At 74.2% G+C, this 13,359-nt stretch carries 16 protein-coding genes; 4 read left to right on the forward strand and 12 right to left on the reverse strand.

Annotation, left to right across the window (positions count from 1 at the left end):
- Window positions 1-8: 8 nt before the first annotated feature.
- Window positions 9-1,052 (reverse strand): zinc-dependent alcohol dehydrogenase family protein, encoded by a 1,044-nt coding sequence (locus ACFQ6N_RS36300; protein WP_380658347.1) that lies wholly within the window; start codon window positions 1,050-1,052, stop codon window positions 9-11.
- A gap of 124 nt (window positions 1,053-1,176) precedes the next feature.
- On the opposite strand from ACFQ6N_RS36300, the gene ACFQ6N_RS36305 reads away from it, so the two are divergent.
- Together ACFQ6N_RS36305 and ACFQ6N_RS36310 are read left to right on the forward strand one after the other, a co-directional pair.
- On the forward strand, window positions 1,177-2,160 hold the full coding sequence (locus ACFQ6N_RS36305; protein WP_380658348.1) for a DEDDh family exonuclease: 984 nt from the start codon (window positions 1,177-1,179) through the stop codon (window positions 2,158-2,160).
- Window positions 2,161-2,191: 31 nt separating this feature from the next.
- The gene (locus ACFQ6N_RS36310) at window positions 2,192-2,989 is read left to right on the forward strand and encodes an SURF1 family protein (RefSeq protein WP_380658350.1); all 798 of its coding nucleotides are present in this window, start codon (window positions 2,192-2,194) and stop codon (window positions 2,987-2,989) included.
- 39 nt (window positions 2,990-3,028) lie between these two features.
- Here the strand turns inward: ACFQ6N_RS36310 and trxA are convergent, their stop codons facing one another.
- A complete protein-coding gene (trxA, locus tag ACFQ6N_RS36315; protein ID WP_380658353.1) occupies window positions 3,029-3,361 on the reverse strand; it encodes a thioredoxin in 333 nt (110 codons plus the stop codon).
- 3 nt (window positions 3,362-3,364) lie between these two features.
- Window positions 3,365-3,772 carry a MerR family transcriptional regulator gene (locus ACFQ6N_RS36320; RefSeq protein WP_380658355.1) on the reverse strand — a complete coding sequence of 136 codons (408 nt, stop codon included), beginning with the start codon at window positions 3,770-3,772 and terminating at the stop codon, window positions 3,365-3,367.
- A 161-nt stretch (window positions 3,773-3,933) separates the two neighbouring features.
- Here ACFQ6N_RS36320 and ACFQ6N_RS36325 point away from each other — a divergent pair, with 161 nt between their 5' ends.
- Window positions 3,934-4,695 carry an SDR family oxidoreductase gene (locus ACFQ6N_RS36325; RefSeq protein WP_380658356.1) on the forward strand — a complete coding sequence of 254 codons (762 nt, stop codon included), beginning with the start codon at window positions 3,934-3,936 and terminating at the stop codon, window positions 4,693-4,695.
- Window positions 4,696-4,713: 18 nt separating this feature from the next.
- Here the strand turns inward: ACFQ6N_RS36325 and ACFQ6N_RS36330 are convergent, their stop codons facing one another.
- From ACFQ6N_RS36330 to ACFQ6N_RS36370, 9 genes are all read right to left on the reverse strand, one after another.
- A complete protein-coding gene (locus tag ACFQ6N_RS36330; RefSeq protein WP_380658358.1) occupies window positions 4,714-5,373 on the reverse strand; it encodes an alkaline shock response membrane anchor protein AmaP in 660 nt (219 codons plus the stop codon).
- On the reverse strand, window positions 5,370-6,026 hold the full coding sequence (locus ACFQ6N_RS36335; protein ID WP_380658360.1) for a DUF6286 domain-containing protein: 657 nt from the start codon (window positions 6,024-6,026) through the stop codon (window positions 5,370-5,372). The genes ACFQ6N_RS36330 and ACFQ6N_RS36335 overlap by 4 nt, the downstream gene beginning before the upstream one ends.
- Before the next feature lie 47 nt (window positions 6,027-6,073).
- A complete protein-coding gene (locus ACFQ6N_RS36340; RefSeq protein ID WP_380658361.1) occupies window positions 6,074-6,418 on the reverse strand; it encodes a hypothetical protein in 345 nt (114 codons plus the stop codon).
- A complete protein-coding gene (locus ACFQ6N_RS36345) occupies window positions 6,418-6,609 on the reverse strand; it encodes a hypothetical protein (RefSeq protein WP_196951007.1) in 192 nt (63 codons plus the stop codon). Before ACFQ6N_RS36345 ends, ACFQ6N_RS36340 begins: the two co-directional genes overlap by 1 nt.
- A 38-nt stretch (window positions 6,610-6,647) precedes the next feature.
- Entirely contained in the window at window positions 6,648-7,163 is a 516-nt protein-coding gene (locus ACFQ6N_RS36350; protein WP_380658362.1) for an Asp23/Gls24 family envelope stress response protein, read from the reverse strand.
- Between the two features lie 250 nt (window positions 7,164-7,413).
- The gene (locus tag ACFQ6N_RS36355; RefSeq protein ID WP_380658364.1) at window positions 7,414-8,220 is read right to left on the reverse strand and encodes an enoyl-CoA hydratase/isomerase family protein; all 807 of its coding nucleotides are present in this window, start codon (window positions 8,218-8,220) and stop codon (window positions 7,414-7,416) included.
- A gap of 262 nt (window positions 8,221-8,482) precedes the next feature.
- The gene (locus ACFQ6N_RS36360; RefSeq protein ID WP_030059940.1) at window positions 8,483-8,716 is read right to left on the reverse strand and encodes a helix-turn-helix domain-containing protein; all 234 of its coding nucleotides are present in this window, start codon (window positions 8,714-8,716) and stop codon (window positions 8,483-8,485) included.
- Between the two features lie 327 nt (window positions 8,717-9,043).
- Window positions 9,044-10,642: an ABC-F family ATP-binding cassette domain-containing protein gene (locus ACFQ6N_RS36365; protein WP_380658366.1), complete on the reverse strand. Its 1,599-nt coding sequence runs from the start codon at window positions 10,640-10,642 to the stop codon at window positions 9,044-9,046.
- A 209-nt stretch (window positions 10,643-10,851) separates the two neighbouring features.
- Window positions 10,852-11,874: a hypothetical protein gene (locus ACFQ6N_RS36370; protein WP_380658368.1), complete on the reverse strand. Its 1,023-nt coding sequence runs from the start codon at window positions 11,872-11,874 to the stop codon at window positions 10,852-10,854.
- 369 nt (window positions 11,875-12,243) lie between these two features.
- On the opposite strand from ACFQ6N_RS36370, the gene ACFQ6N_RS36375 reads away from it, so the two are divergent.
- Window positions 12,244-13,359: glycoside hydrolase family 26 protein (locus ACFQ6N_RS36375; protein WP_380658370.1), on the forward strand; the 1,116-nt coding region annotated here is incomplete at its 3' end.

Consider the following 13,359-nt stretch of genomic DNA (forward strand, 5'->3'; position numbering starts at 1 on the left):
CGTCAGGATCAGAAGGCGATCCGGACCTTCAGTGCCGAGCGGTCGTCCATCGCCCGGTAACCGTCCGGCACGCCGTCCAGGTCGACCGTGCGGTCGAAGACCAGGCCGGGCTCGATGGCCCCGGAGAGCACGTCCGGCAGCAGTTCCGGGATGTATGCGCGGGCCGGCGCGACGCCGCCGTTCAGCGAAACGTTTCGGCCGAACATCTGACCGATGTCCACGCCCGCGCTGCCGCCGTGCGGCACCCCGACGTACCCGACCGAGCCACCGTCCCTGGCGATCGACACGGCCGTGCGCATCGACTCCTCGGTACCGACCGCCTCCAGCACCGCGTGCGCGCCCAGGCCGCCGGTCAGCTCCCTGACCGCCTCGACGGCGGCCTCGCCCCGCTCGGCCACCACGTCGGTCGCGCCGAAGCGCCGGGCCAGCTCGGTCCGGGCGGTGTGCCGCCCCAGCGCGATGATCCGGCCCGCGCCCAGCCGGTGCGCGGCCAGGACGCCGCACAGGCCCACCGCGCCGTCGCCGACCACCGCGACCGTCGACCCCGGGCGCACCCGCGCCGAGACCGCCGCATGGTGCCCGGTCGACATCACGTCGGACAGCGCCAGCAGACCGGGCAGCAGCTTCTCGTCACCCGCCGCGTCCTTCGGCAGCTTCACCAGCGTGCCGTCCGCGAACGGCACCCGCACCGCCTCGCCCTGGCCGCCGTCCGAGCCGACCTGCCCCCAGAAGCCGCCGTGCGGGCAGGAGGTCTGGAGGCCCTCGCGACAGAAATCACACGTCCCGTCCGACCAGACGAACGGCGCGACCACCAGGTCGCCCTTGGCGAAGCCGCGCACCTCGGCGCCGGCCTCCTCGACCACGCCCAGGAACTCGTGGCCGATCCGCTGCCCGGCCACCCGCTGCGCCACACCGCGGTAGGCCCACAGGTCGCTGCCGCAGATACAGGCGTTCAGTACCCGGAGCACCACGTCCGTCGGGTGCTGGATCACCGGGTCCGGTACGTCCTCGATCCGGATGTCGTTGGGGCCGTGGATCACGGTGGCACGCATGCGCTGTTCCTCACAAGAAGACGATCGACCAGGTGTACGACACCCCCGTCGACCACTCTATTCCGGCCGGTCGGTCGGAACATTCCGACCGACCCCTCCGCCCCGCCCCTTATCCTGTTGGACCATGCAACCGATCCAGCCCGCGCCGAGGACCGTCCCGGTCCCCACCCAGCGCACCGCCGCCCCCACCGAGGGCTTCGCGGTCGTCGACGTCGAGACCACCGGTCTCGGCCGCTCGGACCGTGTCATCTCGGCCGGCGTCTACCAGCTGGACCGGGACGGCGAGGTCACCGACCACTGGTACACCCTGGTCAACCCCCAGCGGGACCCGGGCCCGGTCTGGATCCACGGGCTGACCGCCGAGCTCCTCGCCGGCGCACCGACCTTCCCACAGATCGCCGACGAGTTCGCCGGCCGGCTGCGCGGCCGGGTCCTGGTCGCGCACAACGCGCTCTTCGACTGGAACATGATCTCCCGCGAGTTCTCCCGGGCGGGCCTGCACGCCCCGGTCGAGCAGCGGCTCTGCACCATGGTCCTCTCCCGCGACCTGCGCCTGCCGCTGCCCAACGGCAAGCTGTCCTCGCTCGCCGCCCACTTCGGCGTCCGGCAGCGCCACGCCCACAACGCCCTGGACGACGCCCGGGTGCTCGCCGAGGCCTTCCGCCCCAGCCTGCACCTCGCCCGCCTGGGCGGCGTGCCGCTGCCGCTGCAGAACTGCGTCGCCGTCACCGACCTCGGCGAGGAGGAGCCCGCCACCCCCGGCCGCGCCTCCTGGACCGGCGCGACCTACCGCCAGGCCAAGAAGCGCCCGGCCTGCCCGTACCCCAACCCGGGGCGCTGGGAGGACGGGAAACCCCTGGTCCAGGGCATGCGGGTGGCCTTCACCGGCGACACCTCGACCGACCGCGAGGTCCTGGAGGACCGGGCCACGGAGGCCGGCCTGCACATCGCCACCTCGGTGAGCCGCCTCACCAGCCTGCTGGTCACCAACGAGCCGGACAGCTGGAGCGGCAAGGCCCGCCGGGCCCGCGAGGTCGGCACCCCGGTGGTCACCGAGGACGCCTTCCTCCAACTGCTGCGCGAGGTCGCCCCGCACCCCGGTGCGTGAGCCGGTTGTGAGGTCGGCGTACCGTTCCCATGTGTACCGTTTTCTGCTGACCCGCCAGTGGCTGATCACCATGCTGATCGCGCTGCTGCTGATCCCCGCGACGATCAAGCTGGGCTTCTGGCAGCTGCACCGCCACGAGGCCCGGGTGGCCCGGAACGAGCTGATCGGCAAGGCCCTCACCGACCCGCCCGTCCCGTACGACGCCCTGTCGTCGACGCCGGGCTTCGCGGTCCCCAAGGACCTCACCTGGCGCGCGGTGACCGCCACCGGCGAGTACGACCCGGCGCACGAGTTCGTGGTCCGCAAGCGGACCGACTCCAACGGGAGCATCGGCTACTTCGTGGTGACCCCGCTGAAGCTCTCCGACGGCAAGGGCACCGTCCTGGTCAACCGCGGCTGGGTCGCCTCCGGCGACGGCGCCACCCAGTACCCGCCCGTCCCCGCCGCCCCGGCCGGCGAGGTCGCCCTCACCGGCCGGATGCGCGCCGACGAGACCTACGGCGCCAGCGGCATCAAGGACCGCAGCGGCCTGCCCGACCGCCAGTTCAACCTGATCAACACCGAGGAGCAGGCCAAGGAGAGCGGCACCGCCCTGCTCGGCGGCTACCTCGAACTCGCCGCCACCACCCCGGCCCCGGCCGACCAGCCCCAGCTGATCCCCGAGCCGAACCACTCCGACATCGGCCCGCACATGGCCTACGCCATCCAGTGGTGGCTGTTCACCGCGATGATCCCGGTCGGTGTCTGGGTGCTGGCCCGCCGCGAGGCCAAGGACCGCGCCAAGCAGACCGGCGAGGCCGAGACCCTCGCCGAGCCCGTCCCCGCCTGAGGCCCGAGCGCCTGCGGCGTTCTCCCGGGCGCCCGCGGGTCAGAGCACGTCCGCCAGCTCCCGCAGCAGCCGCGCCTTCGCCCGCGCGCCCACCACGGACCGCACCGGCTGCCCGTCCCGGAACACCATCAGCGTCGGCATCGACAGCACCCCGTACGCCGCCTGCGTCCGCGGGTTGTGGTCCACGTCGACGCTCACCACCCGCAGCCGGTGCGCCTCCTCCCGCGCGATGTCCGCCAGCACCGGCGCCATCATCCGGCACGGCGGGCACCAGTCCGCCGTGAAGTCGACCAGCACCGGGCCCTGCGCCGCCAGCACCTCCGCGGCGAACGTCTCGTCCGTCACCGCCGGCACGCCCGTGATCTGCACCATCGCCTACTCCTCCGTCAGTTCGCACAGTGGTGGGTGTTCGGAAGCCGCGAGGTCGTCCCGCGCCCGCACCGCCCGCTCGAACTGCCCGGCCACCCGCGTCCGCACCTTCTCCAGCCGCGCGATGCAGTCGTCCAGCTCGGCGAGCTTGCGCTCGTACACCTCCAGCGAGGCCGGGCAGGAGTCCCCCTCGGGGTGCCCGGCCCGCAGGCACTCCACGAACGGCCGGGTCTCCTCCAGTTCGAACCCGAAGTCCTGCAGCGTCCGGATCTCGCGCAGCATCCGCAGGTCCCCCTCGTCGTACGCCCGGTACCCGTTGCCGGCCCGCCGGGCAGGCAGCAGCCCCAGCTGCTCGTAGTACCGCAACGCCCTCGTGGTCGTCCCCGCCCGCTCCGCCAGCTCCCCGATCCGCATGCCGAACCACTCCCTCCGCACTTCCGGCAACGACCGTAAACCTTCCCCCGGACGTCAACGCCAGCCCCGCCCCGTCCCCTTCCCGGAGCCGCGCCCCGGCCCCGCGCCCTGCCGCCGGACCCTGCCCCCGGGCGGCCGCCCCACCCGGCAAGATGTCCTCCATGGATCTCGGACTGAAAGACAAGGCCTACATCGTCACCGGCGCCACCCGGGGCCTCGGCCTCGCCGCCGCCCGCGAACTCGCCGCCGACGGCGCCCGCGTCCTCGTCAGCGGCCGCAGCCGGCAGGCCGTCGACACCGCCGTGGCCGAACTCGACACCCTCGGCACCGCCCGGGGCCTGGTCGCCGACAACGCCGCCCCCGACACCGCCGACCGTCTGATCGCCGAGGCCCGGGAGCACTTCGGCCGCCTCGACGGCATCCTGATCAGCGTCGGCGGCCCCAAGGCGGGCCCCGTCGAGACCACCCCCGAGGAGGCCTGGCGCGACGCCTTCGAGTCCGTCTTCCTCGGCGCGCTCCGGCTCGCCCGCGCCGCCGCCGCCGCGCTCTCCGAGGGCGGTGTGATCGGCTTCGTGCTCTCCAGCTCGGTCCGCCAGCCGATCCCCGGCCTGGGCATCTCCAACGGTCTGCGCCCCGGCCTCGCCATGGCCGCCAAGGGCCTCGCCGACGAGCTGGGCCCGCGCGGCATCCGCGTGGTCGGCCTGCTGCCCGCCCGGATCGACACCGACCGGGTCCGCGAACTCGACGCCCTCGCCGGGGATCCGGCCGCCGCCCGGGAGCGCGCCAACGCCGGCATCCCGCTCGGCCGCTACGGCACCCCCGAGGAGTTCGGCAAGGTCGCCGCCTTCCTGCTCTCCCCCGCCGCCTCCTACCTGACCGGCCTGATGGTCCCGGTCGACGGCGGCGCCCTGCGCTCCCTCTGACCCGCCCCGGCGCCGCGACTACTCCACTCTCGGCACCCCCTTCGACGGCCTCCGCCGACGCCCCGGCCGCCCGTGCCGCGGCTCGGCGGGGGCCGCCTGGAGCACCCGGATCCGCAGTTCCGCGGGCAGCTCCGGCAGCCCCAGGCTGCCGCACGCACCGGTCCGGGGCCCGTCCTCGAAGTGCTCCACCAGCGCGGTCGGGTCGCCGCCCGGCGTCAGCCGCACCGCCGCCCGCAGCCGCGGATGCCCCGGCGCCCGCACCAGCCGGACCCCCGCCCGCTCGACCTCGGGCAGCACCGCCGTCCCGGTCTCCAACGCCTCCTCCAGGGCCCGCCCGGCGACCCTCAGCCGCAGCCCGCCCACCCCCGGCGTCGGCACCGCGATGCTCGACAGCCCGGTGCGCCGCAACTGCGCCACCAGCCACCAGGCCATCCCCGCCACCAGGACGGTCAGCCCGCCGATCACCGTCGGCCACCACCACGCCGAGGACACCCACCGCCCCCGCGAACGCGCGCTCACCACCGGCTGGTCCGGCGAGGTGAGCGGCCACCACCCGGGCGGATGAAGACCCGTCCGGCCGTACAGGTCCAGCCCGCCCGCCAGCACCAGCGCCCCCGCGCCCAGCAGCACCAGGCCCACGGCGCCCAGCACCACCCGGTTGACGACCGCCCGCCTCACCCCGCCACCCCCGTGCCCGTCCCCGTCCCCGTCCCGGCCCCTGGTCGCGGGCCCGGCGGCTCGGGACTCGGCGGCTCCGGGCTCGGCGGCTCAGAGCCCGGCAGCTCAGGGCTCGGCGGCTCAGGGGCCTCCCCGGCACCGGCCCGCCCGCCGGCCGTCCGCACGTCCAGCCGCAGCGGCCGCACCAGCCGCACCCGGTCCAACTCGTCCCGCATCCGGCGCTCCACCGACGCCGGATCCGCCGGCCCGACCAGCGAGACCCTGACCCGCCGCCGCCCGACCCGGATCCTCAGGTGCTCGATCCCGGTCAGCCCCGCCGCCCGGTCCGCCAGCAGGTGCCCGATCCCGGCCCGGTCGACCGCGGCGGCGGTGCCCCCGTACGGCCGCAGCACCAGCCACCGCCCCAGCCCGGGGGCGACCGCCAGCCACAGCAGCCACCCGCCCAGCAGTACCGCCGCGCCGGCCCCCACCAGCACCGCCAGGTCGTCGAGGTGCCGGGTGGCCAGCTCGTCCGCGATCTGCGCCCGCCAGCGCCGCGCCGGCTGTCCGACCCGGACCGCGACCACGTCGTACAGCAGGGCGCCCGCGACCACCAGGACCCCGGTCGCCGCCAGCGCCGCCGCGGCCGTCCGGGGGGCCCGCCACCTGCGCACCCTCCGCTCCCCCACGGGGCCGGCCGCCTCCTCGGGAGCCCCCGCGCTCACGGCGTTCCCCCCGTGACCAGCTTCTCGACCACGATCACCACGTCCGACACCCTGGTCCCGGTCAGCCCGACCACCCGCGCGGCGATCCGCTCCCGGACCGCCCCGGCCAACGCCGCGACATCCGACGGGAACGGCAGCTCCAGCGCCACCCGGACGGTCACCGTGCTGCCCGGCACCGCCACCGAGACGTGCGGCGGCGCCCCCCTGGCCCGCCCGGCGGGCCAGGCCTCGGCCAGCACCTCCCGGGCGGCCCGGGCGGCGATCCGGGCGTAGACGCGGTCGGCGACCCGCAGCCGCCCGCGGCGCCCCGGGACGGGAACCGGTCCGGCGGCGGCCGCCATCAGCGGCGCCGGTCGCGGCCGCGGAGCAGGTCCCCGAGGTCGCCCAGTTCGATGTCGCCCTCCAGCAGGCGCCCGACCACGAAGCCGACCAGCCCGAGCGCGGCCACCAGCAGGAACGCCGCGAACCCCCCGAAGTACCCGGCGAAGCCGAGGGCCATGCCCACCACCAGGCCGACGATGGCCAGGTTCATCCGCTACTCCCTCGTCTCTCGCTGCCTCGTCCCGCGCGCTACTTGAGCTTGGGCCGCTGCCCCGACGCCGGCACCGGTTCCTCTTCCTCCTCGAACTCCGGCTCGTCCGGGAGGTGGACGTCGTTGACCGCGATGTTGACCTCGACGACCTCCAGGCCGGTCATCCGCTCGACCGCGTCGATGATGTTCTCCCGTACCTGGCGGGCGAGTTCGGGGATGACCACGCCGTACTCCACCACCAGGGCGATGTCGATGGCGGTCTGCTTCTCGCCGACCTCGGCCTTGATGCCCCGTCCGACACTGGCCTTGCCGCCGGGGACCCGGTCCCGCATCGCGCCGAAGGTCCGGGCCAGCCCGGAGCCCAGCGCGTGGATCCCGGAGACCTCCCGCGCGGCCATCCCGGCGATCTTCTCCACGACGCCGACGGCCAGCGCCGTACGACCGCGCTCGCCGACCGGCTTGGCGGCGCCGCCGGCGTTCGGCGGCGGACCGGGGGTCGGGGTGCCGCCGGCGGCGTTCTTGTGCAGGGTCGCGGGCGTCGGAGTGTCAGGCATGGGCGCATCTCCTGTCGTACGGCTCCAGCTATATCGCAAACCTCCCCAACTCTGGCATTTCGCCACGTTCCCCGCCCGCCGAGGACCCCGCCGCGCCCACCCGGAGCATCCCGCCCGGCACCCGCCCGACGCGCCCGCGCGGCATCGGCGCGGCATCGGCGCGGCATCCGGAAACGCCGGAGGCCCGGTCGCGGGGATCGTCCCCTGCGACCGGGCCTCCGGTCGGTGCCGTGCCGTCAGCGCCGGGCGGTCAGTCGCCGATCCCGGCGAGCTCCCGCAGCCGCCGCGCCTGCGCCACCCGTTCGGCGGAGCGCTGCTCCTCGAAGGAGCGCCCGGCGGCCCCCTGGAGCAGGGCCTTGGTCTCGATCACCGCTCCGCGCGGGGCGGCCAGCAGGGCCGCCGCGAGGTCACGGGCGGCGGCGTCCAGCTCCGCCCCCGGCACCGCCAGGTTGGCCAGCCCGATCGCGGCGGACTCCTCCGCGCCGACCCAGCGGCCGGTCGCGCAGATCTCCAGCGCCCGGGCGTAGCCGACGAGTTCGGTGAGCGGCTTGGTGCCGGCCAGGTCCGGGACGAGGCCGAGCGAGGTCTCCTTCATCGCGAACTGGACGTCCTCGGCGACCACCCGCAGGTCGCAGCCGAGCGCCAGCTGGAAGCCCGCGCCGACGGCGTGGCCCTGCACGACGGCGATGGAGACCAGGTCCGGGCGGCGCCACCAGGTGAAGGCCTCCTGGTACGAGGCGATGGTGTCGTCCAGCTCCTGGTCGCCCGCGGCGGCGAGCTGGAGGAAGGTGGGCTCGCCGGGGATGCCGTCGAGGGTGAACATGGCCCGGTCCAGCCCGGCCGAGAAGGAGACGCCCTCCGCGCGCAGCAGGACCACCCGGACGGTGCCGGGCAGCTCGCGGCCGGCGGCGGCGAGGGCGCGCCAGAGCGCGGGCGACTGGGCGTTGCGCCGCTTGGGCTGACAGAGGGTGACGACGGCGAGTTCACCGTCGATCTCCAGGCGGACGCCGTCCCGCTCCCAGCTCGGGGCCTGCGGGTCGGTGGCGGGAGCGGTCATGCGGGGACCTCCGGTGGCGGGGGATGTGGCTACCGGAGAGTAACAAACCTGGGCGCGCAAGGGCAGGGGCCTCGACCCGGAAGGGCCGACGGGGCCTGCGGATGCGGGCGGCGGAAGGGGGACGGGGGCGGAAAACGCCCCGGACATGACGATCGGCGGCCGGTCCACACGACCCGAGGGCGGACGCCCAGCCGACGGCCGGCTGTCGTCTCCTCGGTCGGCGCCCTGCCGCCGCGTCATCCAACCAATGGCTGACGAACCGTCAGGAACCGGCCCCGGCAGTCGCCTTGTTCTTGCCCCGCGTGGCACCGCCGCGGCCCCGGAGGATCACTCCGGACTCGCTCAGCATCCGGTGCACAAAGCCGTACGAACGACCGGTCTCCTCCGCGAGAGCGCGAATGCTCGCCCCGGAGTCGTACTTCTTCTTGAGATCGGCCGCGAGCTTCTCACGCGCGGCACCGGTTACCCGGCTGCCCTTTTTCAGAGTCTCGGCCACCCGTGCCTCCTCGTAGCGTTGCTCGGTCAGATTCCCATGATCACCCATCCACCGCGTCCTGGCCACCCATTCGGCAAGGTCGATGTCGGAAATGCGTGGTCCTCCGGTGGTGATCCGAGCGCACCAGGGCGCTCACGCAGAGTGCACGCCCCCGGGCGGGTACCGCCATTTGCCGGGAAAGGGCTGATCAGCAGTGTCGGCCCGACCACGATCGAGTGGCGGGCCGACGGGAAGTCCTTAAACGGAATCCGGGTCTACTTCATTCCCGGACACGCCGTAAGGACTAGTTTTTCTGGTCCGAAAAGCGGAGCGCGCGTCTACTTCCGGTCAGGCCAGCGAGACCAGATCGGCGTACGCCGGGCTCCACAGGTCCTCCACACCGTCCGGCAGCAGGATGATCCGCTCCGGCTGGAGCGCGTCGACCGCGCCCTCGTCGTGGGTGACCAGCACGACCGCGCCGGAGAACTCGCGCAGCGCGCCCAGGATCTCCTCGCGGCTGGCCGGGTCGAGGTTGTTGGTGGGCTCGTCGAGGAGCAGCACGTTGGCGGAGGAGACCACCAGGGTGGCCAGCGCCAGACGGGTCTTCTCACCACCGGAGAGCACCCCTGCCGGCTTGTCGACGTCGTCGCCGGAGAACAGGAAGGAGCCGAGGATCTTGCGGATCTGCACCAGGTCGGTGTCCGGCGCCGCCGAGCGCATGTTCTCCAGGATGGTGCGCTCCGGGTCCAGGGTCTCGTGCTCCTGGGCGTAGTAGCCGATCTTCAGGCCGTGGCCCGGGACCACCTCGCCGGTGTCCGGCTTCTCCACCCCGGCCAGCATCCGCAGCAGGGTGGTCTTGCCGGCGCCGTTGAAGCCGAGGATGACGACCCGCGAGCCCCGGTCGATCGCCAGGTCCACGCCGGTGAAGATCTCCAGCGAGCCGTAGGACTTGGAGAGGTCGACCGCGGTCAGCGGGGTCTTGCCGCAGGGGGCCGGCTCCGGGAAGCGCAGCTTGGCGACCTTGTCGCTCTGGCGCACCTGGTCCAGCCCGGAGAGCAGCTTCTCGGCGCGGCGGGCCATGTTCTGCGCGGCCACCGTCTTGGTCGCCTTGGCGCGCATCTTGTCGGCCTGCGCGTTCAGCGTCGCGGCCTTCTTCTCGGCGTTGGCGCGCTCACGCTTGCGGCGCTTCTCGTCGTCCTCGCGCTGCTGCTGGTACTGCTTCCAGCCCATGTTGTAGACGTCGATGGCGGAGCGGTTGGCGTCCAGGTAGAAGACCTTGTTGACGACCGTCTCGACCAGTTCGACATCGTGCGAGATGACGATGAAGCCGCCCTTGTACGTCTTCAGGAAGTCCCGCAGCCAGACGATGGAGTCGGCGTCCAGGTGGTTGGTGGGCTCGTCGAGGAGCAGCACGTCGGAGTCCGAGAAGAGGATCCGGGCGAGCTCGACACGGCGGCGCTGACCACCGGAGAGGGTGTGCAGCGGCTGGCCCAGGATGCGGTCCGGCAGGCCCAGCGCGGCGGCGATGGTGGCGGCCTCGGCCTCGGCGGCGTACCCGCCCTTGGTGAGGAACTCGGTCTCCAGGCGCGCGTACTTCTTCATCGCGTTCTCCTGGGTGGCGCCCTTGCCGTTCGCCATCCGGTCCTCGTTCTCGCGCATCTTCCTGAGCACGGTGTCGAGGCCGCGGGCGGAGAGGATGCGGTCCTTGGCGAGGACGTCCAGGTCTCCGGTGCGCGGGTCCTGCGGGAGGTAGCCGACCTCTCCCGAACGGTTGATGGTCCCGGCGGCGGGCATGCCCTCGCCGGCCAGGACCTTGGTCAGCGTGGTCTTGCCGGCGCCGTTGCGCCCGACCAGGCCGATCCGGTCGCCGGCGGCGACCTTGAAGCTGGCGGACTCGATCAGGATCCGGGCACCGGCGCGCAGCTCTAGGGCGTTGACGGAAATCATGGCTGGGAACTACTCCTGGGACGTGGGCGGGCGGCCGGACAGCGGCTCGGGGCCGGGCGGGCGGGAAGGGGCTTCGTCGGCGGTCGGCGCGGCGCACGGGGCGCCGCCGCCCGCTATTGCCCGGAGAAGATAGCCATGGCGGCAAGTCTACCGGGCCGCGCGAAACGCCCCCGGGGGCCTACCACCCCGGGGTACCCGAAGGAGCGGCCCTACGGCTGCGGCGCGGCCGGCTGGTCCCCGGCGGGGGTCGCGGGGGCCCCGGAGTCCGGGGCGGCCGGGGTGTCCGTGACACCCGGGGCCACCGGGGCCGCGGGAGCCGACGGGTCGGCGCAGCCGCCCTGCGGCCGGACGGCGGCGAAGGGCGCGTCGAGGGCGCCGCAGGGCGTCTCGGGCGCGGCCGCCTTGGTGTCGAAGACCCTGGGCGGGACGACCGGGCCGTCGGTGATCTCCACCCGGCCGCGGTCCAGCACCCTGACCGTCGCGGCCGGGCCGGTGCTCATGGCCCAGCCGTTGCTGTCCAGCCGGTAGCCGGTGATGCCGCCGGAGACGGCCTGCCCGGCGCTGTTGGTGCAGGTGCGCGGGATGAGCACCGCGAAGTCGGTGTGCACGGCGCGCAGCGGGTCGTAGACGCAGCCGTTGGACGGCTTGTCGTTGTAGCGCAGGTCGCCGTCGGCGTCGCGCAGGCCCATGGTCAGGTTCGGCGTCACCAGGGCCAGCCAGGGCGAGCCGTCCCGCTGGACGGTGTGCAGCGCGGCCGCGGCCCGCTGCTTGGCGAGCTGCTTGCGCTGGGCGTCGGTCCGCTTGTCGGCGCCGGGCTCGCCGTCGCCGCGCAGCCAGTCCGCCAGGCCCGGCACCGCGCGGTGCCAGCGCACCTCGTGGTCCCCGGGGCGCACCGAGGTGACCAGGCCGTCGTCCCAGACCACGATCGCGTTGTCCCCGGCCATCGCCAGGTAGAGCGCCTCGGCGCCCTCGCGGCGGTAGGACCAGGCCTGCTCGCCGGTCTGCTTGTGGAAGGCCTCCAGGCCCGGGCCCACCCGGAGGTCCAGGTCGGCGGCGCCGAGCGACTCCGAGTTCACCGGCGTCGCCTCCGCGTCGCCCGGTCCCGCCACCCGGTCGCCGAACGGCACCGGCTTGTTCGCGTGGGCCGCCGCACCGGCCGCAAGGACCAGCATCACCGCCAGGGCAGGCAGGATCGAGCGGGGGGTCAGTACACGCATCGGCTTCCGGGACACGGCCGGAGCGTACCTTTCGCCGGGCGGGCGAGTCAGCCCGGTTCCCGGCGCCGACCGGGCCGCGAACCGTGCGCCCGGCCGCGTGCGCCCCTCCCGTACGCCCGCCCGCCCACCTGCGCCGTCGGGGCCGGGACCGCTCCGCGGGGCCGTCCGGAGCGGGCCGTGCGGGCCCGGCCGGACCGTTACAGATCTGATACACGGCGCCCGGCCGGCGGGCATTGCGGCAGACGGCGTTCGAATACCGCCCACTTTAGGGTGACATTCGGCTTTTCCCTCCCCCGCCGGGCCTACTGTCGGCGACCGGGGCGCCACGGTCCGTCCACGCCGGGACCGGGCGCCCCGCCCACGCTCGACCAGGAGGAGAGACCCATGCGAATCGGGCGCCTGACGCTGGCCGCCGCCGCCCTGCTGCTGCTGGCCACGGCCAGCGTCCCGGCCGGGACGCCGCTCAGCCGGGCCGAGCGGCACAGCCTCTCCTCGGACGCCTTCGAGCCGCGCGGCGCCGCCCCCCGCCCGCCGGTCCAGCGGCCGAAGCACGAGCCGCCGTTCGGCGCATTCGTCGGCTCCTGGGACAACTACATCCCGCAGATCGGCCGGTACGCCCAGTGGCTGGGCAACGCGAACCTCCAGGTCGGCCACACCTACCTGGCCGGCAACGGCTGGGCCGATATCGAGGGCGAGCCGGTGGTGCTCGGCCTGTGGTCGCAGTGGCGGCTGGCGGACCCGTCCCGGCTGCTCGTGCTCGGGGTGCCGATGCTGGTGCCCAACGAGGCGAACGTGCCGGACGCCGAGGTGGCCAAGCTGCTCGCCCAGGGCGCCCGCGGGGACTTCGACGCGCACTTCCTCAAGCTGGCCCGGCGGCTGGTCGCCCTCGGCGGCGCCGACACCGTGCTGACCCCCGGCTGGGAGATGAACGGCACCACCTACACCCACCGCTGCAAGCCGGACCCGACGTCGTGGAAGGCGTACTGGCGGCGGATCGTCGGGGTGATGCGCTCGGTGCCCGGGCAGCGGTTCCGCTTCGACTTCGCGCCCAACCGGGGCCTGGACGCCATCCCGTGGACCAAGTGCTACCCCGGTGACGACGTGGTCGACATCATCGGCATGGACAGCTACGACCAGCCCGCCGGCAGCGGCTTCGACGACTACGTGCGCGAGCCGTACGGCCTCCAGGACCAGGTGGAGTTCGCCGCCAAGCGCGGCAAGCCGGTCTCGTACCCGGAGTGGGGGCTGTTCCGCAACGGCGACAACCCCGAGTTCGTCCAGCGGATGGTCGAGTGGATCCGCACCCACGACACCGCCTACCAGACCGTCACCGACTACTGCCCGCACGGCTTCTTCCAGTGCGGCAGCAACCCCCGCTCCGCGGCGCGGTACAAGCAGCTGATGTCCGGGTCGAAGGGGGCACCGGCGGTCGTGCCGACGGCGCCCCCGGTGGCCGGCGAACCGGCGGCGCCGGCCGCGGCGCCGGCCGCGGTGCCGACC

The organism is Kitasatospora sp. NPDC056446 (genome assembly GCF_042796115.1).
GTDB lineage: Bacteria > Actinomycetota > Actinomycetes > Streptomycetales > Streptomycetaceae > Kitasatospora.

Bases quoted from the DNA above. Each gene is read 5' to 3' on its own strand.
- ACFQ6N_RS36300 (WP_380658347.1), bottom strand. From the start codon at position 1,052: ATGCGTGCCACCGTGATCCACGGCCCCAACGACATCCGGATCGAGGAC.
- ACFQ6N_RS36305 (WP_380658348.1), top strand. From the start codon at position 1,177: ATGCAACCGATCCAGCCCGCGCCGAGGACCGTCCCGGTCCCCACCCAG.
- trxA (WP_380658353.1), bottom strand. From the start codon at position 3,361: ATGGTGCAGATCACGGGCGTGCCGGCGGTGACGGACGAGACGTTCGCC.
- ACFQ6N_RS36320 (WP_380658355.1), bottom strand. From the start codon at position 3,772: ATGCGGATCGGGGAGCTGGCGGAGCGGGCGGGGACGACCACGAGGGCG.
- ACFQ6N_RS36325 (WP_380658356.1), top strand. From the start codon at position 3,934: ATGGATCTCGGACTGAAAGACAAGGCCTACATCGTCACCGGCGCCACC.
- ACFQ6N_RS36340 (WP_380658361.1), bottom strand. From the start codon at position 6,418: ATGGCGGCCGCCGCCGGACCGGTTCCCGTCCCGGGGCGCCGCGGGCGG.
- ACFQ6N_RS36345 (WP_196951007.1), bottom strand. From the start codon at position 6,609: ATGAACCTGGCCATCGTCGGCCTGGTGGTGGGCATGGCCCTCGGCTTC.
- ACFQ6N_RS36350 (WP_380658362.1), bottom strand. From the start codon at position 7,163: ATGCCTGACACTCCGACGCCCGCGACCCTGCACAAGAACGCCGCCGGC.
- ACFQ6N_RS36355 (WP_380658364.1), bottom strand. From the start codon at position 8,220: ATGACCGCTCCCGCCACCGACCCGCAGGCCCCGAGCTGGGAGCGGGAC.
- ACFQ6N_RS36365 (WP_380658366.1), bottom strand. From the start codon at position 10,642: ATGATTTCCGTCAACGCCCTAGAGCTGCGCGCCGGTGCCCGGATCCTG.